We start from the raw sequence: 23,023 nt of genomic DNA on the forward strand, positions 1-23,023 counted from the left end.
CTATTAAAACTGTTCTAAGAATCTTAAGTCATTTTCAAAAAGAAGACGCATATCGCTTATATTAAATCTTCTCATGACGATTCTTTCAAGACCCATACCGAAAGCAAATCCCGAATAAACACTGCTGTCAATACCGCAGCCTTCAAGAACCTTAGGATGAACCATACCCGCACCGAGAAGTTCAATGTAACCTTCTCCCTTACAGATACGGCAGCCTTCGCCGTGACAGTTGAAGCACATAACATCAACTTCTGCACTTGGTTCAGTAAACGGGAAGTGATGAGGTCTGAGTCTGATCTTGCAGTCATTGCCGTAAAGCTTTTTCATAAGAGTTTCTAAAGTACCTTTCAGATCAGACATAGTAATTCCCTTATCAACAACAAGTCCTTCGATCTGGTGGAAAAGAGGGGAGTGTGTAGCATCAACAGCATCTGAACGGTAAACGCAGCCAGGTGAAATAATTCTGATAGGAGGCTTCTGGTTTTCCATAACATGTACCTGTACGGAAGAAGTCTGAGTTCTCAGAAGAATATTGTCTGTGATGTAGAATGTATCCTGTGTATCTCTTGCAGGATGGTCAGGCGGAAGATTAAGTGCCTCGAAGTTATAGTAATCATATTCGACTTCAGGACCGTCTGCAACACTGAATCCCATACCGAGAAAGATTTCTTTGATTTCATTTTCAACAATTTTCAGCGGATGTAGTTTACCGATGCTTTGTTGTTTGCCGGGAAGAGTAATGTCAATTGATTCCGCAGCCATTTTGCGTTCTTTTTCCTTGGCTTTGAGCGCTGACATTTTACTTGTAATGGCTTCTTCAATATCCTGTCTTACCTTATTTGCCAGTTGCCCTATTACCGGACGCTCTTCAGCAGAAAGCTTTCCCATCTGTTTTAAAATAGCAGTAAGTTCGCCTTTTTTACCGAGATATTTGATTCTCAGTTCGTCCAAAGCTTTTATGGAATCGCTTGAGGACGCTTCTGTCATAGCTGCATTTTCAATATTTTCCAGCTGCTGTTTCATTAAATCACCTCATAAAAATATAAATTATTTGTCGGATTATAATATAGAGCAATCAGTTAAAGACTGCATAAAAAAAGCCCTGCCCTAAACAGGACAAGACATACTTGCTTATAAACCACCCATTTCTAAAGAGCCGACACTCTCCGATCTTTAACGCAGATCATACGTCAGAACTTACAATATATTTAATTAATAAATAATACTTCGGTTCTGCCACTCGTGAGTGAACTTCAGTATTCCTGAAAACGAAACAGCTTTCAGCCGCAGACTGTTTCTCTCTGAAGTTTTATAATGGGAATACTTACTCTCTCAGTCAGCATGTTACTTTATATTATATACAATTATTAAAAAAAAAGCAAGTGTTTTGTTGAAGTTTTTTTGAAACTGTGTTATAATTAACGTAATAACGGATTCACATAAATGAAATGATTTGTAAAAGGGAGAATTTATATGGATACATATGCTGAACAATTAGTAGTAAAACAAACAAATTCCTCAGATCAGATGAAAAAATTCGGTATTGCTGCCGGCGGAGTATTGTTAATTGCTGTGCTTTTGTACGTTACAATATTTATTATGCCGATTGCTTTTATAGCCGCAGTCGGGGCAGCATATGGAGCCTACTGGCTGCTTAAGGGAATGAATATTGAGTATGAATACACGGTTACAAACGGTTCGCTTGATATTGATAAAATTATAGCAAAACGCAAAAGAGTAACGCTTCTTTCTGTAGATGTGAAGGAATTTACTGATTTTGGAAGCTATAATTTTCAGAATGATAATTTCGGAGGTACTACTATTTTAGCAGTAGGAGATGAAGAAAAACCGTTTTTTGCAGATTTTAAAAATGAGCAGTATGGTACGGCAAGATTAATTTTTTCACCTAATGAAAAAATTTTACAATGTATTAAACCATATTTACCAAGAACCATAAAATATAGATAAGGAGTAAAAATATGTCAGTATTACAAGAATTGATAGTAAAATTTAACAAAAATAAAAATCAGGAGTTATATATACGAATTATTAAAGAAATTCAAAATATTGAAAAAATATGGGTTGCTTTTTCAGAAGCTTCAAATAATTACTATTTAGGCAACGAAAAGGGAAGAGCGGCAGCGTATATTTTCAGTGAGAAGGATTACTTTGACAAATATTATGTATATGCTGAGCAAAGAGGTATTAAAGTTAAATCTGTGGAAAATACTTCAGAATATAGAATGGCATTTTTGGGAGATCTGTACAGATGCGGATTTGAATGTATTGTTATAGATAATGGTCAGACATATCTGACATTAGATTTATTTGATATTATTCAAAAGCCGGATATTGAAAATATGCCTAAAGATACAAAGCTTATAGTGAATAGGGATCTTATGAGAACATTTAACTGGTTTTTACAGGAGAATTCCAAGCAGCCGGCAAATCCTCAGATGTGGCAGCTTTTATTCAGTGAGATATTCAAGGCAGAATATATTATTCCGGCAGATACTTCTAAGATTAAATTAGGTAAAAATACGGGAAATGAATTTAATATGACGGATGACAGTCAGATTGCATTTCCAATGCTGCAAAACGGGGACGGAAAAACTTTTTATCCGTTCTTTACAGACTGGAATGAGCTGAGAAAATATGATATGGAATCAAAATATACCGGTATGGCAGGAAGTTTTAAGGACATGCAGAGTTTTGCCGGAAAAGCAGACGGTATAGTTATAAATCCATATGGCGCTAATTTTATTTTAAATAATGAAATGCTTGAAAGTATTGCAGAAACGGTAAAGAATTTCAGTAAAGAGACTTCAAAGGTTTCTGTAGGGGATCCGAAAAATTATCCGTTGGAAATGGTCAGAAAAATTTCAGAGTGCCTCTGGGAAAAGGATTATATTGAGGCTGCATATTTGAAGATTATGCTTAAAGATGGTAAAGAAAGCTATCTTGTAGCGCTTGAGGGAAAGCTTCCTGACAATCCGACTTCATTGTATAATGAAATTGCAGAAAAAGCCTTGCCTTCCGCTGATAAAATGCCTATAGACTTTATTGACTATTCATCAGATTTTGCTCAGAGAGCATTTAAGGGAGCGTCGGCGTTTTATAAGAAAAAGTATTGATTTTTACAAGGTGGTGAAAATATGATAATAGTTACACCGGAACAAATGAAATATCTTGAGGCGGAAGCAGATCGGAACGGTAATACATATGAAATGCTCATGGAAAAAGCAGGTGAGCGTTTGGCTGAAAAAATAATCAGTATAATTAACATAGAAAAAAATAAGGATAAAAATCATATATTTGATATTATTTTTTTATGTGGTAACGGTAATAATGCAGGAGACTGTTTTGTGGCGGCAAGATATCTTAAACAGTATGGGATTGATTCCGCTGTGACACTTCTTTGCGGAGAGCCGAAAACTGAAATCGCAAAGCTTAATTTTTCACGCATAAATCAAGTCGAAATAATTTATGATGAAAATATACTTTTAAATAGGATATCAAAACATAATCAATGTCAAATTATTGTAGACGGTGTGTTCGGTACAGGTTTTCACGGTGAGCTTCCGGAACATGTACGCAGAATTTTTGACGTTTGTCAAATCAAAAAATACTGCGGACATGAAATAGGACGTCAATTCACTGTAATTGCTGCGGACGTTCCAAGCGGAGGAGACTGCTGCACTGGAAAAATATCGGAGGGTACTCTCAAAGCGGATTATACAGTAACCTTCGGATTTGAAAAGTTTGGTATGACGCAGTATCCGCTGAAAGAATACTGCGGACAGATATCATGCGCAGATATAGGTATTCGGAAGGAGTATACAGAAAATTTTGATTATATAATACGACGTGCAAACAGCTTCGAGCTAAAATATATAATTCCGCCGAAGAAATCAGATTCCCATAAAGGAAACTATGGAAGACTGCTTATTGTGTGCGGCAGTGAAAAAATGCCGGGAGCATGTATTATGGCGGCTGAAGCAGCAGCAAGAAGCGGAGTCGGACTGTTACAAATTGCCACGGTAAAGGCTATCACCCCAGTAATTGCAAGCCGTCTTCCGGAGGCTATGCTGGAACCTCTTGAATCAGATGAAAACGGTTTTATATCGGTAAATAATTACGATAAAATTATAAATGCGGCAGAAAAAGCTACAGCCGTACTTATTGGCTGCGGTTTGGGAGTAGCGGACGGTACCAGGGAATTGGTAAAAAAGCTGCTTAAAAATTTAAATTGTCCGATAATTTTAGACGCAGACGGAATAAATTGCATATCGGACAGCATAGATATTATTAGACAGGTTAAGTCAAGCATTATATTAACGCCTCATCCTGCTGAGATGGGCAGAATATGCGGAAAGAGTGCGGCGGAAGTACAGTCTGACAGATTGAATACCGCTTTGAATTTTTCAAATGAATATAATGCGATTGTTGTATTAAAGGGAGCCGGAACAGTAATTGCTGAAAAAAATAATGTTTATGTTAATCAGACCGGAAATCCCGGAATGGGAAAAGGGGGCAGCGGTGATGTTTTAAGCGGAATAACAGCTTCTCTTGCGGCACAGGGAATAAGTGCGGTGAATTCCTGCGTTTTGGGTACTTTTATTCATGGCATGGCAGGGGATATGGCGGCTGAAAATAAATCAATGCAGAGCATGACTGCTATAGATATTATCAGCGAGTTGCCGGAGGCATTTAAAAATATAATGAGTGATTAAGCAAAGGAATGTAAAGCTTTAATAAAAATTTAAAGGAGCTTTATATGAAGAAAGTTGTTGTTTTATTAGTATCGTTTGTAATGATGATCGGTCTTTGCGCATGCGGAAGTAAAAATAATGTTAAGTTTGAACCTAAGCTTAATAAAGCGTTTACAGTCAGTGCGCAGATAAAATACGACGATCAGGAGTATCAGGCAAGTATAAAAAGACTTGGCAAAGCTAACTGGGACGTGGAATTTTCTTCTCCGAATACTTTGGCAGGCGTTCTGCTGTCGTACAGAGATGATAACGTAGAAGCGTCTTATAAAGGACTGAGTTTTTCTGTTCCTAAAAGCGCATTGCCTTTGAAAGCTATTATTTCATCTTTGATAGATGTAGTCGATACTACTGCTGAACTTCCTGAAATTAGCGGTGAGGAAAAAGACGGTGAAATACTTGTTGAGGGAGAGTTAGAACAGGGAAAATATACGTTAAAAATGGATAAGACAGGAGTGCTTATAGGATTTAGCATGTCAAATCTTAATTTAGAAATTATATTTACTGATTTTCAGGAAAACGGTTCAGGTATGACTGAAACAACCGAAACAACGGAGAATGTACCGACTGAAACGGTTGTTTCTGAAAGTGAAGAACAAAACGAAATGCAAAGTGAAACATCAGCTTTGGAAGAAATGGAGGAAACACAGGCAGAATAAAAATAAAACCCGGAAAGAAATTATGTTTTCTTTCCGGGTGTTTTAATTTTTTTGATGCATTAGAAATTTTATAAATATCTTGTTAATCAATGGAATTTATCCATTCAATCAAAGGATTTAAATATTTTTTATCGGTCCAGTCACATTTTTGACCTACTGCACACATTAAAGCTTTTTGCCATGGTTCATATGTATCTGGAGACTGTTTTGAAACTGCTTTTTGCAAAAGCTTACATAGGGTTTTGTCTTTAAATGACATTAACGATTCATCCCATGAACCCCGCCCATAATAGCATGGAATTCCGTTTAATGAACCATTAAAATTATGTTTATAAATTTCTTCAAAAGCCTTTTCTTCAAATGGTGATGCTCCTACGCAAAGTACTGCAATTTTTTTATTTGCAAAATGTGCGAAGTTTTTCTTTAAAAACGTTAATCCGGCTATTCCAGAAGCATATATTCCACCGGCAAAAATAATTATATCATATTGAAGTATTTTATTTATATCAATAGATTTATTAATTATACAATCAAAATTAGTTTCTTTTGAAAGCCAATTTGCATATTTTTCTGTTGCTCCGTATTTTGATTTATATATTATTATTCCTTTTTTCATAATAAATGACCTTTATAAATATTATTAAATTTTCTCAAGAGCCTGAGCAATATCTTCAATAATATCATCAATATTTTCAAGACCGCATGAGAAACGAATCATACCTCCGTCAATACCGGCAGCTGCAAGCTGTTCATCGGTTAACTGACGGTGAGTAGCACTTGCAGGGTGAAGTACGCAAGTCCTGATATCCGCAACGTGAACAACGTTTGATGCGAGCTTTAAGCTGTCCATAAATTTGACTGCATTATCTCTTCCGCCTTTGATTGAAAAAGTAATCACGCCGCTGCATCCGTCAGGAAGATATTTTTGAGCCAGTTCGTAATACTTATTGCTTTTAAGTCCGGGATAATTAACGGAAAGAACTTTGTCGGAAGCTTCAAGATAGTCTGCAACTATTTTAGCGTTTTCACAGTACTGCTTCATACGTACTGCCAGTGTTTCCAGACCTAAATTAAGCAGGAAAGCGGAATTTGCAGCAGGATAGCATCCGAAATCTCTCATAAGCTGCATTCTTGCCTTTACGATATATGCAAGCTTTCCGTAGGATTGTGTATAAACTATACCGTGATAGCTTTCGTCCGGTTCGGTGAATTCAGGGAATTTACCGTTTGTCCAGTCAAAATTACCGCTGTCAATAATAACGCCGCCGACTTGTACAGCATGTCCGTCCATGTACTTTGAAGTAGAATGTACAACAATGTCTGCTCCATGTTCAATAGGTCTGCAAAGTATAGGCGTCGGGAATGTGTTGTCAATAATAAGAGGAACATTATTTTTATGGGCAAGTTTTGCGAATTTTTCAATGTCAAGTACTGATAATGCCGGATTTGCAAGTGTTTCGCCGAAAACAGCCTTGGTATTCGGTTTAAATGCTTTTTGAAGCTCTTCTTCAGAAGCGTCTGCATCGACAAATATGCATTCAATACCCAATTTTTTTAAGGTTACGGCAAACAGATTTACTGTTCCTCCGTAAATAGTTCCGGTAGAAATAAAGCTGTCGCCGGCACTGCATATGTTGAGCAACGAACAAAGTGTAGCAGCCTGACCGCTTGATGTTGCCATTGCAGCTGCACCGCCCTCAAGAGCGGCAATTTTTTCTTCAACTGCCATGACGGTGGGATTCTCAAAACGTGAATAAATCAGACTTTTTGTAGGATCGTCAAAGACGGCTGCAACATCGTCTGTAGAGTCATAGACGTAGGTCGTACTTTGTACTATCGGTATAACTCTGGGTTCAGTATTTTTTGGGTGATAGCCTTCATGAAGACATTTTGTTTCAATTTTCATAATAAACTCCGTTCTGCCTAAAGCAGCAAATATTTTTATTTTAATATAATATCATATTTTAAACTCATGGTCAATACTTTATTTCTTAATTTTCATTAAAGCGATATACACTAATTTATCTGTCAGATTTTGTGCAATTTGTGAAATTTTTATTGAAAATATAAAAAAACATTGAAAAATCATTGAAATTTATAGTTGGAATGTGATAAAATAATAAATATGGATATTGGATTAATATTAAAAAATGGAGGTAGATATTAAATGAGAAAAGCAGCTGGATGGAAAAAAGCCATGGCTTCATTAGTCAGCGCTGCAACGCTGTTTTCATGTACGATTACAGGTACAATGAATTTTTCAACAGTTACTGCGGCTGACGGAGCAAATTATGCTGAAGCTCTGGCAATGTCATTGTATTTTTTTGACGCTAATGAGTGCGGTACAGAGGTAGACGATAATTGTCTGACATGGAGAGGAAATTGTCATACATATGATGCACAGGCTTCATTGGACAGTGCTAAAGGCCTTTCATCTTCTTCAAAAAGCTTTATACAGAGTGCAAACGGTGGTTCAAATACAGTCGACGTTTCCGGCGGATATCACGATGCGGGAGATCATATTAAATTCAACAAAACAATGGGATTTGCTATGACAAGTCTTGCATGGTCTTATTACTCACATCCGAATGCATATGACAAAACGGACAGTACAGATCATCTTAAATATATCCTTAAGAAAAATGCTGATTATCTAATGAAGGTTACATACCTTAACGGAAATGATGTTGTTGCTTTTTGTTATATGGTGGGCGATGAAGGTACTGACCATAGCGTATGGAGTTCGCCGGAAAGTCAGAATATGACTCGTAATACATATTGGGCTGATTCATCACATCCTGACGGATGTACAGCGGGTTGGATGTCGTCATGCCTTGCAGCTACGTCTATTGTTTTAAAGGATTCTGCTCCGGATTATGCAAAAGAATGTCTGAAATATGCTAATTCTCTTGAAGCTTTTGCAAAAAAATATCCGTCATGTGCATCGGATGGATATGGTAGTATGTACCAGAACAGTAACGATGCATATGATGAGATAGCATTTGCAGAACTTTGGTGTGCAATTGCAAATAATGGCGGAACACTTCCGGCTTCATATAATCCTACATATAAATGCACAAACAACGGTAAATATACAGGAAACACAGGCGATGTTTATGATTATTATATGTATACATGGGATAAGGCATGGTGCGGTTATGCAGCTCTCCTTGCTGAATGTGGATATGATACAAATACATATGTCAACGAAATGAAGTTTGAACTGAACAATATGGGTGGATTATCTACAAGCAAATATGCGACTCCGGGTTATGACGGCTGGGGATTTTCACGTTATAATTGTGCTTTGCAGATGCTTGCAACACATATAGCTGATATTACAAATGATGATTCGTATTATGAAGCTTCCAAATATCAGATGGATTATATTTTAGGAAACAATCCGACAGGATATAGCTTTTTAATTGGATATAGTGATAAATATGCTTTACGTTATCATCACAGAGCAGCTAATCCGGGAACAGGTAATCCGGCAGATAATACCGAAAGTAAATATGTTCTTTACGGTGCGATGATAGGCGGCTGCGATGCAAATGGAAATTATTTAGATCATCAAAATGAATTCAAATTCACAGAACCTGCACTGGACTACAATGGTAGCTTTGCTCTTGCTATTGCAGCACTTGCAGATAAATACGGCGGAGATTCTTCAACAATTAAAGATATTATAAAGAATGCACCGGAAATTGATGAAAATTACAAATTCGACGGTGAAGAACAGCCTCAGCCGTCAACGGAAACTACTGAAACAACAGGTGATGAAAAGTTAAAGGGCGATGTAAATAATGATGGTGTAGTCAATGTTACTGATGTTGTATGCCTTGGAAGATATCTTGTTAAGGCTGAACTAACTGAAGATGTTGATACTAGTGATTTTAATTATGATGTAAATGATGACGGAAAGATAAATGTTTTTGATCTTGTTGCAGTAAGAAGAATATTAATTGAACAGTAATAATAACTTATAAAATGTCAGTGCATTAAAACGCATTGACATTTTATCTGAAAAGGAGTGTAATGTATGAAAAAAATTATTGCAGCAGCTGTTTCGGCTGTTATTTCTCTTTCTTCTGTGGCTTCTTCCATGCCCTTAATAAAAGAGACGTCAATGACAGTATCAGCTGAGGAAGGAAGCAAATATAATTACGGTGAAGCGTTACAAAAGTCAATGTTTTTCTATCAGGTTCAGCAGGCGGGTGAACTGCCGGACTGGAATGAAGTATCGTGGAGAGCTGATTCAGTTGAGAATGACGTTGTTCCCGGCGGTTGGTTTGACGCAGGCGATCACCTTAAATTCTCATTGACAAATGCTTATTCGGCTACTATTCTTGCATGGGGACTTATACAATATAAGGATGCTGTAAAGAATGCAGGTCTTTATGATTCGTATCTTAGAAATCTTCAGTGGGGACTGGATTTTGTCGCAGGCTGTGACCTAGGCGATAAAGTTATAGGAACAATCGGTGATGACGCTTTTGACCATGTATGGTGGGGTTCTGCTGAAGTTTATATGAGAAAGTATGTACTGAAAGGCGGTACAGATCCCCGTCCTTATGATGAAATCACTTGTACTACAACTGTTGCAGAAATGGCGTCTGCAATGGCGGCGGGATATATCGTGTTCAAGGACGAAAATCCTGAACTTGCAGAAAGCTATCTCAATCATGCAAAAAGTCTTTTTGAACTTGCCGATAAAACAAGAAGCAATGATGATCAGGGCGTGCAGCAAAAATACTATAATACAAAACAGTCAGGCACTGTAGCAGATTATATTGACGAACTTTTTTATGCTGCCAACTGGATGTATATGGCAACCGGAGAACAGAAATATCTGGATCTTTGTGAAAGCGATTATATTCCCTACTTCCCAAAAGAAAATCAGTCTACAGAGCGTAAGTATACGTGGGGTTTATGCTGGGACGATACCTCACAGGCAGCTGCCCTTCTTTATGCTATGAATACAGGTAAGGATGAATGGAAACAGCATGTTAAGCATCATCTTGAATACTGGACTACCGGATACGGCGGAAAGCAGGTTCAATATACTCCGGACGGTCTTGCTTGGCTTTTCAATTGGGGTTCATTAAGACATGCTACAACTACCGCCTTTATGGCTATGATAGCTTCTGATACTATTTTTGCTGATGATGCGGCATTTGTTGATAAATATAACACATGGGCAAAATCACAGATGGATTATGCTTTCGGAGATAATGATCTTGGATTGAGTTATGTTCTTGGAATGGGTGAAAAAAATCCTGTTAATGTTCATCATAGAACATCAAGCGGTATTTATGATGATCACTGGAATGAATTAGGCTCAGACACTCCAAGCGATAAGTGGGAAACTGAATATGCGCATGTTCTTTACGGAGCTTTAGAGGGCGGTCCGAATCAGGACGGAACATTTACGGATACAAATTCATCATACCAGAATACAGAGGTTGCAATTGATTACAATGCTGGATTTACCGCTGCGCTTTGCGCTATGATCGACGATTACGGCGGTACGCCGTTAGAGGATTTTCCTCCTGTTGAAACTCCTACAAGACCTGAATTTCTTATTAAAGCATCAATAAATCAAGCGTCTAATAGCTTTACTGAAATAAAGGCGTATGCTATGAACCATTCGGCATGGCCTGCCAGAGTAATAGAAGATTTATCATATAATTATTATTTTGATATTTCAGAACTGGTTGACGCAGGTTATTCGATAGATGATGTTAAAGTTCAGAAAGGTACTGATCAGCATTCAGGTGATGAGGGCGTTGCAACAGTATCAGATCCGATTCATTATGAAGGCAATATTTATTATGTAAAGATTACTTTTGGCGACGGCAGAGTGGTAATGCCTACGGGACAGTCAGAACATCGTTCAGAACTGCAGTTCAGAATAGGTATTGCAGATACAATTCAGAATGTTTGGGATCCTTCAAATGATTATTCGTTTAAAGACCTTGTACAGGGCGGCGAAGATGCAATGATCGAAACCCCATATATGACGATGTATGACGGAGATAAGCTTATTTGGGGTACTGAACCTAATGGAAAAACGCCTGACGACGTTTCAAAGCTTAAAGGTGATATTAATCTTGACAGTGAATTTAATATAGCTGATGTTGTATTACTTAATAGATATCTTATTAAAGATACGATTAAGATTGATAAGCAGGGCGTAATTAATGCGGATATGAATGAAGATGATAAGCTTAATATTTTTGATGCAGTAATTATGCGAAGAACTTTGGCGAAATAATTAACTTTGTCCGTTCATATATTGAGAGATCTAAATTAACAATTAGAGGGATTTTAAAATGCGATTATATATATAGATATAGGGAATAATGTTCTTCCAAGGGAAAACATGAACTGCATATAAAGCTGATAACATCTGTGTTTTACGCAGATGTTATTGGCTTTTTTATATTTATAAGAGTTTAATTTATTATTTTTATTGCAGGGTTATCTTTACTCAAATAAATCTAATAACTCTACGGCAGTGAATTTACCTCATTGATTGAAACAAAATTCAGTTTCTTTTGACTCAATTAATTTTATCAGTAGTTTTTTATGGAAAAAATTTCACTGAATCATCATGCATTTTCAGGCTTATAAATGCCAATAATTACAATAGAAAAAATTGTGAGGTATTGGCTATGGCATATAATAAAGTTGTTATATCCGGAATTAATACATCTAAGCTGACAGTATTGAAAGAAAAAGAAAAAATGGACTTGCTGCGTGAAATTCAGGAAACAGGCAGCAAGGAAGCTAAGGACAAGCTTATAAATGGGAATTTACGTTTGGTATTAAGCGTTATACAGAAGTTTACAAACAGAGGAGAAGATATAGACGATTTATTTCAGATAGGCGTAGTGGGACTTATCAAAGCAATAAATAATTTTGATCTGACTAAGGAAGTTAGATTTTCAACCTATTGCGTACCGATGATAGCAGGAGAACTCAGGAGATATTTAAGGGATTACAGTCAGATAAAGGTAAGCCGATCAATGAAAGACCTTGCTTACAAGGCTATGCAGGCAAAAGAACGTCTTACGGCCGCTAATCAGCGTGAACCGAAAATTGAAGAAATCGCAAAAGAGATCGGCGCTGAACGAAGCGATGTAGTACTTGCACTGGAAAGTATAAGTGATCCGGTTTCATTATATGAACCGGTTTATTCTGATTCCGGAGATACTCTGTATGTTCTTGACCAAATTGGCGACAAAAATGATGTGGACAGCTGGCTTGATGAAATATCTTTAAAGGAAGCCATAAGGGATTTGCACCCGCGGGAAAAAAATATACTGTATCTACGATTCTTTCAGGGAAAAACACAGGTTGAGGTTGCAAATGAAATCGGAATTTCACAAGCTCAGGTTTCACGGTTAGAAAAAGGCGCATTGGCAAAAGTTAAAGGTCAAATTTGAATTTTTTTTAAATTTATGCAACATTTTGTAGTTTTCAATCGTATAATAAATAGAAAGTAAATTTTCACTGTACAGATAACAAAATGATGCATCATTATTATCAGTAAATAATTGATTTCCAAGACAAATTTCATAAAAAGCATGGTATATATGAAAGTTGCGGCGGAATGGTATAAATGTAAAAAGAGGGATAATAATGAACGAGATTTTAAATAAAAATGATGTAAAAACAAGAGAGGAATATGAGAATTTTGTTTCTAATCATATAAATGGTAATTTTATGCAGTCCCTTTGCTGGACGGGTGTAAAAAAAGATTGGAATTACGAAGCGGTGATTTCAAGAGATAAAAATGGAACAATTAAGGGTACGGCTTTAGTGCTTATTAGGCTAATACCCTTTCTTGGTTGTTCCTTTTTGTATTCTCCTCACGGACCAGTCTGTGATTACAGAGATACAGAAACTCTTAAGGATATTTTTGCAGGAATTGAATTAATAAGGAAGAAATACCGAGGGTATGAACTGAGGGTCGATCCTTGTATTACAGAAAATGATAAAATTGAAATTGAAGTGCTCCGGAATTTGGAATTTGAATTTAATGAAAATGCTCCGGAACTGACAACTATACAAGCAAGAAATAATTATATACTGCGGATAAATGGAAGAAGTGCAGATGAAATTTTTGAAAGTTTTCATAAAAAATGGAGATATAATATAAGAGTTGCTTCAAGAAAAGGAGTAGAGTGTAAAGTTTGCGGTACAGAATGCTTAGATGATTTTTATATGCTTATGGAGGAAACCGGAAAACGTGATGGCTTTTGCATAAGAAGCAAAGAATATTTTAGACGTATGCTTGAAAGTCTTGGGGAACACTGTCGGCTTTATATGTGTTATTATAATGGCGAACCGTTGTCCGGAGCTGTTGCTACTCAGTATGCAGGAAAAACATGTTATGTTTACGGTGCGTCAACAGCACAGCACAGAAACGTAATGCCGAATTATTTAATGCAGTGGAATATGATTTGCTGGGCTGTGGAAAATGGATGCAGTATTTATGACTTTCAGGGAATACCTTTTTATAAAAACGAAAATCATCCTAATTACGGTGTATATAGATTTAAACAGGGATTTAACGGGGAAGTTCTTACATATGCAGGAGAATTTGTTAAGAAATACAGCGGATTCAATTCGGGAATTATTGAAAAGATCGGAATACTTTCCCGTAGATTTTTGCATGTAAGTCCGGCAGGACTTCTTGATATGTGCCGACGTCACAAATAAAAAATCAGGCTTCATTTACGAAGCCTGATTTTTTGAATTACTGTATTTTTTACGGTATGACAGACAGGTTATATTTTCAGATTTTTTAAACTGTTTTGAAAAATAACTTTGATCGTGGAAACCGCATATTTCAGAAATTTCTTCAATAGTCTTATCGGTGAAAGTTAAAAGTTCTTTGGCATATTCTATTCGTTTGTTTAAAATATATTGGATTATCGTAATACCAAATTCCTTTTTGAATTCTCTTGTAAGATAAAATTTACTTATGTAGAATCTTTCTGCTAAATCGTCAAGATTAATGGATTCTGTAAAATGCTTGTCAAGATAATCAATTACTGAAAAAATCTTGTTTTTGGATTTGCCACTGCAATCTTTATATATACAATATTCTGTGATAATAGAAGTCATTAAATCTGTAATAAGCTTTGCGTTTATAATTTCAGTATATTTGGATTTTCGGTCGTTATTATTTATAATTTGACTTATAATTATTTTAATGTTTTGAGGATTATTAGGAATGAACACACAGCATTTTTCACGGGTAAATAACGAATAATAGTATTGCGCCGGGGTGCCGTTGAATTTTACCCACATGACCTCCCATGGTTCTTTCGAATCGGATTGGTAGGAATGCGGACGGCGGCAGTCAAGAAAAATACATTGCTCTGAATCGGCCTTATAAACTGAACCGTCGTATTCTACAACTCCTTTTCCGTTTACTACATACAGGAAGAGAAATGAATCTGTTTGAAATCGCTTTGTGGGAGATACACTTTTAGATGTTAAATATCCTACTTCGTGAACATACAGTACAGATTTCTCGGTTTCTTTTGAAACAATATTGGTTATTTTTATATCTTTTTGTGAAAAATTATCAAGTGAATTGTGCAATGTATTCACATCCTTTTGTTAATTATAAATATATTATAATATATTTTGTAAAATAAGTCAATAGTTTAGAACAAAATAAAAAATAATATGTTAAATATGCACAAATAACATGCGGCTGGGATAACAATAAAATACAAAAAGAATGCAATATTGTCGGTTGATATTTTGCAAAAACAGGTATATAATAATATTATTGTCGGTGGTTTTATAGTCGGCAACGTACAGATGAATAATTTATAAATTTATAGAATTATACGATATTGACTTGGTTGGATATGAATTTTAAAAAGTTTTATATAGTTTTATAAGAAGATAAAAAAATAACTGTAGTTTTTAATTTATTACTAAACATTATAATTAAGTTACCTGTCCATTTTAACTGTTAAAGGGATATGTTATGTCGGACATATCGGAGAGGCCTTTACAGTGTATCGTTTTTGATTATTATTCTGTATTTTACAAGTCTTATTCTGCAATTAAATAGTCAGAATAAGGCTTGTAATTTTTTGCAATATTAAAGCTATACTATATATAATTAAGTATTGCACAGAATTGAAAAATTTGATATAATATATAATAATTAGTGGTTATTTTAACTGAAATCATCATATAGTGCCAAAAATCTCCGTTTGCCGCTGTGGAGATTTTATTATTGTTTATATGGGTACTTCAACGGCATGAAAGGAGTTTAATATGAATATTGCAGCAGCACAATCCGGAGGCCCTACATGTGCAATTAATGCTTCTCTCGCAGGAGTTTTTTCAGAAGCGTCAAGAAATGAGCAAATCGATAAAATTTATGGTTCTATAAATGGTATTGAAGGCATTATTAATGACAGACTTGTGGAAATGAGCAGTATAATAAAAAGCAATAAGGATCTGGAGCTTCTTAAGCTTACTCCTTCTACTGTATTGGGATCATGCAGATTTAAGCTTCCTGATGCTAATGATAACAGTGAGGTTTATGAAAAGATCATTTCCTGCTTTAAAAGAAATAACATTGATGTCTTTTTTTACATCGGCGGAAATGATTCTATGGATACAGTATGTAAGCTTTCTGAATATTTTAAGAAAAACAATATTAATGTAAAGGTTATCGGTATTCCTAAAACCATTGATAATGACCTTATGTGTACAGATCATACTCCCGGATTCGGTTCAGCTGCAAAATATGTTGCGGCAACAGTGCAGGAAATTGCAAGGGATAGCTCTGTATACAGTGTGAAATCTGTAACTGTTGTGGAGATTATGGGACGTGACGCAGGCTGGCTTACAGCTTCAACCTGTGTTCTTAAAGCAAATGATGAAAATGCTCCGCATCTTATTTATTTACCCGAAACGCCATTTAGTGTTGAAAGATTTCTTGAAGATGTAAAAAGAATGCTAGTGGAGCATAACGCTGTTGTTGTTGCTGTTTCGGAAGGATTAAAACTTAGTGACGGGGAGTATGCTGCTGAAGAATTCCAATCGGGACACGATGATGCATTCGGTCATAAATATTTATCGGGAATAGGAAAATGTCTTGAAAATATTGTCAGAAAAGAAATTGGCTGTAAGGTTCGTTCGATCGAACTTAATGTAATGCAGAGATGTGCGTCACATATGGCTTCAAAAACTGATGTAGACGAATCAGTAAAAATAGGTGAAGAAGCAGTAAAGGCAGCCGTAAAAGGCGAGACTGGTAAAATGATGGCATTTAAAAGAATCAGCGACAGACCTTATTTTTCGGAAATTGTTACTGTAGATGCAAAGGAAGTTGCCAATAAGGAAAGACTGTTTCCAAAGGAATGGATAAATAATCAAGGCAATAATGTTACAGCTTTTGCTCTGGATTATTTCCTGCCGCTTATTCAGGGAGAAGTAAATGTTCTTATGGAAAACGGTATGCCGGTACATTTGAAAATTCCAAACTGGTTTTAATAAAAAATACTTGACAAGCTTAAAAAAAACTGATATAATAACTATGTAAATTTTTATATTGTAATCTCAGGAATTGAAGGGGTGCACCACCACGGGTGCAACCCTTTTTTTGTCTTTTTGAGGAATAAAAGGAGGAAATATGAAAATAAACGGTAAAGAAATTAAACTTGAAACTCAAACAATTCTGTCGGGTATTTTGAAGGATCAGGGATTTAATCTATTGAAAATTGCGGTAATGAAAAATGGAGATATTGTTCCAAAGTCAGAATATGATAAAACGTTAATAAATGATAATGATAGTCTTGAAGTCGTAAGTTTTGTGGGTGGCGGCTGATGAAAATTATACTTAATGGTAAGCCGTTTGAAACGCAGTATTTGAGATTATTTGAGATCCGTGATAAATATTTTGATTCCGCATGTATTACTATTTTAAACGGTTTTCAGACATCTGATAATTTAACTGTCAAAGACGGAGATATTGTCAGTATTATCAAAAAAGGAGTTATGCCTCCTAAGGAAGAGTTGGAAAGTCTTATGGCAGCAAGACATACGCCTAAAGTTCACGATACAGTAAAAAAAGCAAGAGTCGCCGTATGCGGACTAGGCGGACTTGGCTCAAATATTGCAGTAATGCTTGCCAGAATGGGTGTAGGGTATCTGAAACTAATTGATTTTGACATTGTTGAGCCAAGTAATCTTAACAGACAGAGTTATTATGTTGAACATCTGGGTATGTTTAAAACAGATGCTTTAAAAGAACAGATCAAAAGAATAAATCCTTTTATTGAGGTTTGCTGTGAAACAATAAAAATTACAAATGAGAATTGTACAGTACTTCTTAGTGACTGTGATATAATCTGTGAGGCTTTTGATAATCCTGAAACTAAAGCTATGCTTACTGAAAGAGCCCTTTCTGATTTTCCTGACAAAAAGCTGGTATGCGGTTCGGGAATGGCAGGATTTGAAAGTTCTAATAAAATAGTAACTAAAAAAATAATGAAAAATCTGTATATCTGCGGAGACGGTGAATCAGAAGCCAGACCGGGAAACGGTCTTATGGCGCCGAGAGTTTCAGTCTGTGCAGGACATCAGGCTAATATGATATTACGGCTTATTATGGAAAATGAGGAGCCGTGAGAGGAGTAAAGAAGATGAATAATGATAAGCTTATTATCGGAGGACATGAATTTAATTCCCGTTTTATTTTGGGTTCGGGAAAGTTTTCTATGGACATGACAAAAACGGTTATTGAAAATGCGGGAGTAGAAATGGCAACTATTGCAGTTCGCCGTGCAGATGCCGGAAGCAGTGACAGTATTATAGATTATATTCCCGAGGGAATAACACTTCTTCCTAACACAAGCGGTGCAAGAACTGCCGAAGAAGCGCTGAAAATTGCAAGACTTGCAAGAGAACTGGGCTGCGGCGATTTTGTTAAAGTCGAAGTTATTCGTGACACTAAATATCTTTTGCCGGATAATTATGAAACGATCAGAGCAACTCAGATGATGGCAGATGAGGGATTTATTGTAATGCCTTATATGTATCCTGATCTGAATGCAGCGAGAGAACTTGTAAAAGCAGGAGCATCGGCGGTAATGCCTCTTGCAGCTCCTATTGGCAGTAACAAAGGACTTTCTACCAGAGATTTTATAAAAATTCTTATTGAAGAAATTGATTTGCCTATAATTGTTGACGCTGGTATTGGACGTCCGTCACAGGCATGTGAAGCAATGGAAATGGGCTGTGCAGCCGTTATGGCTAATACTGCCGTTGCAACTGCCGGAAATGTAGGGTTAATGGCTTCTGCGTTTAAACTTGCTGTTGAATCAGGAAGACTTGCTTATCTTGCCGGTATGGGACGTGTTTTGGAGCATAAGGCAGAAGCTTCAAGTCCTCTTACGGGATTTTTGGAGGATTGATAAATTATGATAAAAATTCGTGAAACCAATCATATGGAATATCAGGAAGGTATGGAGCAGATTGATCATAGTATCATGAACAAGGTTCTTGAAATGACTGATAAATATGATTACTCAAAATATACTGCATGGGATGTCCGCAACGTACTGTCAAAGGATAGTATTGATATTAATGATTTGGCTGTTTTGCTTTCTCCTGCGGCAGAACCGATGCTGGAGCAGATGGCACAGCGTGCAAAAACTGAAACTGCAAAGCATTTCGGCAATACAGTATGTATGTTTACGCCTCTTTATATTGCAAATTACTGTGAAAATTACTGTGTTTACTGTGGGTTCAACTGTTCTAATAAAATTAAAAGAGGAAAGCTTTCAATGGAAGAGATCGAAGCGGAGTACAAAACTATTTCAGAAACCGGACTTCGTGAAATTCTTCTGCTTACAGGAGAGTCAAAAACCGCTTCTCCGGTTGAATATATTGCAGACGCTGTAAGACTTGCAAAAAAATATTTTTCAACTATAGGCATTGAGGTTTATCCTATGAATTCCGATGAATATGCTCTGATCAAGGAAGCGGGTGCGGATTTTGTAAGCGTTTATCAGGAAACTTATAATCCTGTAAAATATGAGGAAGTACATTTAAGGGGAGCAAAGAGAATTTTCCCATATCGTTTTAATGCGCAGGAACGTGCATTAATGGGCGGTATGAGAGGTGTTGCATTTGGTTCTCTTCTTGGACTTAGCAACTTCCGAAAAGACGCTTATGCAGCAGGACTTCATGCATATATGATTCAGAAAAAATATCCATGGGCAGAGATATCATATTCTCTTCCAAGATTGCGCCCATATATAAACAATGCGGAAAATAATCCGAACGATGTTCATGAAACTCAGCTTTTACAGGTAATGTTGGCGTATAGGATTTTCATGCCTTATGCAGGAATTACAATTTCAACTCGTGAACGTGCCGGTTTCAGAGACAATGTAGTTGGACTTGCGGCTACAAAAATTTCAGCAGGCGTTAAAGTAGGTATCGGCGGTCATGGAGATAATGAACAAAAGGGAGACGAACAGTTTGAAATATCTGATCCTAGAAGCGTTGATGAAGTGAGACGGTCTTTGTTTGATAAGGGACTTCAGCCTGTTTTTACCGATTATGTGAGAGTGTAATATATGGTTATTGCGGTAACAAACAGAAAGCTTTGTACAGATAATTTTGTATTGCGAGTACGTGAAATCCTGTCTGCCGAACCTTTTGAAGTAATACTTCGTGAAAAGGATCTGAGTGATGATGAGTACTGTGATCTTGCGAAAGAAATTATTGAAGAGAATAACGAATATAAAAAAATACTTGCTTTGAACCGTCCGGAAATAGCTTTGGAGCTGGGAATTGAAAATGTTCATCTTACTATGCAGCAACTAATGGAACATGGGAGACCGTCTTTTATAAAACGAGTAGGAGTATCGGTTCATTCCGCAGAAGAAGCTGAAACAGCACAGAAACTGGGCGCTGATTATCTTATTGCCGGACATATTTATGCAACCGATTGTAAAAAAGGTGTTCCTCCCAGAGAAATTGAATTTTTCAGGGGTGTATGTGAAAGTGTTGATATTCCTGTTTTTGCGATAGGAGGTATTTCGGAAAATAACTTTAATGAACCGCTTGAAAACGGTGGAACGGGAGTTTGCCTGATGTCAGAATTTATGAAATGTGAAAATCCATATGAACGTGTAAGGATTTATAAATAAATTTATAAAAAACCAAGATGGAATAATGAACCGGTGTACAGAACAACTATACACCGGTCTTTATTGTATTAATGCTTATATAAAAAAGCGACTAAGAGTTATCTTAGTCGCTTTAATTTATTTTTTAGAATAAAATTCATTATCAGGTTTATCTGCCGGACCTAAATCATCTAATGTGTTTAATTGTAGGACGTAATTAATAATAGCAATAGAATCCTTTGTATCTAATATTTCATCATATACAGTATTAGAGTTTTCTTTTGCAGTTGCATTTTGAAGTGAATACATTGTGTTGCTGATTAAATATTTATTTAATACAACAATATCAGTTGAATTAACCTCGCCATCTACATTAGCGTCACCATAAAGAACTCTGTTCCAATCGATTATTGAATCAGGATCAACGGTAGTTGTAACTGCTGTAGTAACAGTAGTAACGACCGGTGTTGTTGAAACAACTGTTGTAACTACAGGTTTTGTTACTGTTACATTAACTATAAATTCCTGTCCTTCAGGAGTTGTAACTGTGATAGTTGCTGTACCGGCAGCAATACCCGTTACATTACCGTTTTTATCAACAATAGCAACATTTATATTTGTTGAACTGAATGTACAGCCATCTACATTTACATTAAGCTGCTTTGTTTCGTCCACTTCAAGTTCAAGTTCAGCGGGATCAACAATTAGCTCGTTTTCTTGTGATATATATGTGTAGTAATCAACAGATTTAAGAGTAACGCTTTTTACTTCTGTACCTTCCTTATCGCCGCCGTACCAGAAACCAAACATTACTTCTCCATTTTCCTTATACACATCATCTCTAATGGATTCCGGAAGGATCCACATGATTTCTGCTGTTTTACCTCCGTCAAGAACAACGATATTTGATGGTTGATACCAACCTTTGTCTGCTACTACATTGTCTTCGCTTACAGAAATGCCAACGCCTGATGTAAGCTTATGAAGATCTGTTGCAGAAGTTACTGTAAACTTAATTGCGGAAATCTTATCTCTTTCACCGAGATTTAAATCAGCAATAGAAAGCTTTGTCTGATTTGTTGCATCGCTTCCGGATGTGAGAGATTTATTTGAAGTTTTTGTAATAGTTTTGTTGTAAGGAACAGTCATGGTTCTTGTGTATGTACATGAAGCTCCTGTAAGGTTAACAGATTCAATTTTAATAGGTTCATATGTTTCTTCATCTTCACCGTTAGCGCCGTACCAATACTGGAAACCGACTGCGTCGCTTTCGCTTTTTGTCACATATTCCTGAACGCTGACTGGAACGTCCCATACAATTTCTACATATTGACCAGCATTTGTTGCTGTATAGCCTTTACCGTAATCGTCAATTTCAAATTTGTCTCCAAATTCTTTTATGTCTTCTTCACCCTGATCGTTATACCAGTAACCATTCTTGCCTTTAGAGTATTCGGTATCAGCAGGAGAACCCTGTCTTACATTGATGCCGCCGCCGTACATAAACTGCTTAAGATCAGTATCAGATTCAATTATGTAGTTAAATGACTGGAACTTAACGTTAGTAATATCTTCAATACCGAATTCAGAAAATTTGAATTTGTGTGAATTAATTGGTGCAGTACCGTCTAAAAACGCTTGTCTTTCTTCGTCTGTCAGTTCAGGATTTAGAGTAGGATCATAATAATCTTCGTCATATCCGAGAGTAAGAAGATAATTTATATCACCTTCAATTTCAGCTGTCAAAGTTGAAGAAATTGTAGCTGTACCATCTTTATTATCAACAAATGTGCAGCCGTTAATGGGGTTATTTGAAGTTGGAATATTTGGGTCATCGCCTGGGGTAGGACCAACGGCAGCGTCTGTTTCAATTGAAGTGAGAGTGAATGTAGTACCGTCTTTTGGATACCATACTCCGACTCCGACTGTCTTAACCTTGCCTTTTACTTCTGACGGAATAGTGAAAGAAACAGAGAATTTTCCGCCGCTTACATTCGGTTTAGCTTCCTGTTTATCATCCGCCCACCATGGATCTTCAGATATTTCCCAACCGTAAATACCGATTGTTGGAGTACCAGTAAAAGAAGTAGTAAAGTTAAGTTTAATTGTAGAAGCGTTACCTATACCTGAAAGCGGGATTTTTGCTTTGTTTGGTGCAGTTTCTGCGGTGCTTTCAGATGTTGTGAAGGTTTTGTTCACAGAAATTGTTGCTGCAGTTACATTGCTAAATGTTGTTAATGAAGGCGTAATAAATGTGGTAGCTATCATAGCTGCACTTACAACTGCGGCTTTGATTCTACCGATAAGTTTTTTCTTAATCATCCTTAATCATCCTTTCGGTTTTTTATTTATAATTGCCCCTTTATTTATATTTATATTATAACATACAGTTTTTAGCAAATTGTTA

The 23,023-nt window shown here is 36.4% G+C and carries 19 protein-coding genes; 14 read left to right on the forward strand and 5 right to left on the reverse strand.

Annotated elements, in window-relative coordinates; all coding sequences use genetic code 11:
- Positions 1-3: 3 nt before the first annotated feature.
- Complete coding sequence (gene pheS, locus OCV67_RS05695; RefSeq protein WP_147643023.1) at positions 4-1,023, reverse strand: phenylalanine--tRNA ligase subunit alpha; 1,020 nt, start codon at positions 1,021-1,023, stop codon at positions 4-6.
- A gap of 450 nt (positions 1,024-1,473) precedes the next feature.
- Between pheS and OCV67_RS05700 the strand changes: the two genes are divergently transcribed.
- Genes OCV67_RS05700 through OCV67_RS05715 form a run of 4 tightly spaced genes read left to right on the forward strand, consistent with a single transcriptional unit; the run spans position 1,474 to position 5,428 of the window.
- Complete coding sequence (locus OCV67_RS05700) at positions 1,474-1,968, forward strand: DUF6106 family protein (protein ID WP_147643024.1); 495 nt, start codon at positions 1,474-1,476, stop codon at positions 1,966-1,968.
- An 11-nt stretch (positions 1,969-1,979) separates the two neighbouring features.
- Positions 1,980-3,134 (forward strand): enhanced serine sensitivity protein SseB C-terminal domain-containing protein, encoded by a 1,155-nt coding sequence (locus OCV67_RS05705; RefSeq protein WP_147643025.1) that lies wholly within the window; start codon positions 1,980-1,982, stop codon positions 3,132-3,134.
- A gap of 21 nt (positions 3,135-3,155) precedes the next feature.
- Complete coding sequence (locus OCV67_RS05710; protein ID WP_147643026.1) at positions 3,156-4,733, forward strand: NAD(P)H-hydrate dehydratase; 1,578 nt, start codon at positions 3,156-3,158, stop codon at positions 4,731-4,733.
- A gap of 44 nt (positions 4,734-4,777) precedes the next feature.
- Complete coding sequence (locus OCV67_RS05715; RefSeq protein WP_147643027.1) at positions 4,778-5,428, forward strand: hypothetical protein; 651 nt, start codon at positions 4,778-4,780, stop codon at positions 5,426-5,428.
- A gap of 82 nt (positions 5,429-5,510) precedes the next feature.
- On the opposite strand, the gene OCV67_RS05720 is transcribed toward OCV67_RS05715, so the two are convergent.
- On the reverse strand, positions 5,511-6,044 hold the full coding sequence (locus OCV67_RS05720) for a flavodoxin domain-containing protein (protein WP_147643028.1): 534 nt from the start codon (positions 6,042-6,044) through the stop codon (positions 5,511-5,513).
- Between the two features lie 24 nt (positions 6,045-6,068).
- Positions 6,069-7,334: an O-acetylhomoserine aminocarboxypropyltransferase/cysteine synthase family protein gene (locus tag OCV67_RS05725; RefSeq protein ID WP_147643029.1), complete on the reverse strand. Its 1,266-nt coding sequence runs from the start codon at positions 7,332-7,334 to the stop codon at positions 6,069-6,071.
- Between the two features lie 261 nt (positions 7,335-7,595).
- Between OCV67_RS05725 and OCV67_RS05730 the strand changes: the two genes are divergently transcribed.
- The 4 genes from OCV67_RS05730 to OCV67_RS05745 all read left to right on the forward strand — a co-directional run bounded on the left by OCV67_RS05730 (position 7,596) and on the right by OCV67_RS05745 (position 14,158).
- On the forward strand, positions 7,596-9,404 hold the full coding sequence (locus tag OCV67_RS05730) for a glycoside hydrolase family 9 protein (RefSeq protein ID WP_147643030.1): 1,809 nt from the start codon (positions 7,596-7,598) through the stop codon (positions 9,402-9,404).
- Between the two features lie 66 nt (positions 9,405-9,470).
- Entirely contained in the window at positions 9,471-11,705 is a 2,235-nt protein-coding gene (locus OCV67_RS05735; protein WP_178085020.1) for a glycoside hydrolase family 9 protein, read from the forward strand.
- A 400-nt stretch (positions 11,706-12,105) separates the two neighbouring features.
- Complete coding sequence (gene sigG / locus OCV67_RS05740; protein WP_147643031.1) at positions 12,106-12,879, forward strand: RNA polymerase sporulation sigma factor SigG; 774 nt, start codon at positions 12,106-12,108, stop codon at positions 12,877-12,879.
- 196 nt (positions 12,880-13,075) lie between these two features.
- Positions 13,076-14,158, forward strand: a complete 1,083-nt coding sequence (locus OCV67_RS05745; protein WP_147643032.1) for a lipid II:glycine glycyltransferase FemX — start codon at positions 13,076-13,078, stop codon at positions 14,156-14,158.
- Between the two features lie 15 nt (positions 14,159-14,173).
- Here the strand turns inward: OCV67_RS05745 and OCV67_RS05750 are convergent, their stop codons facing one another.
- On the reverse strand, positions 14,174-15,049 hold the full coding sequence (locus tag OCV67_RS05750; RefSeq protein WP_178085021.1) for an AraC family transcriptional regulator: 876 nt from the start codon (positions 15,047-15,049) through the stop codon (positions 14,174-14,176).
- Positions 15,050-15,742: 693 nt separating this feature from the next.
- On the opposite strand from OCV67_RS05750, the gene OCV67_RS05755 reads away from it, so the two are divergent.
- From OCV67_RS05755 to OCV67_RS05780, 6 genes are all read left to right on the forward strand, one after another.
- A complete protein-coding gene (locus tag OCV67_RS05755; protein WP_147643034.1) occupies positions 15,743-16,969 on the forward strand; it encodes a 6-phosphofructokinase in 1,227 nt (408 codons plus the stop codon).
- A 139-nt stretch (positions 16,970-17,108) separates the two neighbouring features.
- The gene (gene thiS, locus OCV67_RS05760; protein WP_147643035.1) at positions 17,109-17,303 is read left to right on the forward strand and encodes a sulfur carrier protein ThiS; all 195 of its coding nucleotides are present in this window, start codon (positions 17,109-17,111) and stop codon (positions 17,301-17,303) included.
- The gene (gene thiF, locus OCV67_RS05765; RefSeq protein WP_147643036.1) at positions 17,303-18,106 is read left to right on the forward strand and encodes a sulfur carrier protein ThiS adenylyltransferase ThiF; all 804 of its coding nucleotides are present in this window, start codon (positions 17,303-17,305) and stop codon (positions 18,104-18,106) included. Before thiS ends, thiF begins: the two co-directional genes overlap by 1 nt.
- A 14-nt stretch (positions 18,107-18,120) precedes the next feature.
- The gene (locus OCV67_RS05770; protein ID WP_147643037.1) at positions 18,121-18,891 is read left to right on the forward strand and encodes a thiazole synthase; all 771 of its coding nucleotides are present in this window, start codon (positions 18,121-18,123) and stop codon (positions 18,889-18,891) included.
- 6 nt (positions 18,892-18,897) lie between these two features.
- On the forward strand, positions 18,898-20,058 hold the full coding sequence (thiH, locus tag OCV67_RS05775) for a 2-iminoacetate synthase ThiH (protein ID WP_147643038.1): 1,161 nt from the start codon (positions 18,898-18,900) through the stop codon (positions 20,056-20,058).
- A 3-nt stretch (positions 20,059-20,061) separates the two neighbouring features.
- A complete protein-coding gene (locus OCV67_RS05780) occupies positions 20,062-20,637 on the forward strand; it encodes a thiamine phosphate synthase (RefSeq protein WP_147643039.1) in 576 nt (191 codons plus the stop codon).
- 117 nt (positions 20,638-20,754) lie between these two features.
- On the opposite strand, the gene OCV67_RS05785 is transcribed toward OCV67_RS05780, so the two are convergent.
- Entirely contained in the window at positions 20,755-22,938 is a 2,184-nt protein-coding gene (locus tag OCV67_RS05785; RefSeq protein WP_147643040.1) for a DUF5620 domain-containing protein, read from the reverse strand.
- Positions 22,939-23,023 lie beyond the last annotated feature (85 nt).

Source organism: Porcipelethomonas ammoniilytica (assembly GCF_025567485.1).
In the GTDB taxonomy this organism is placed as follows: domain Bacteria; phylum Bacillota; class Clostridia; order Oscillospirales; family Ruminococcaceae; genus Porcipelethomonas; species Porcipelethomonas ammoniilytica.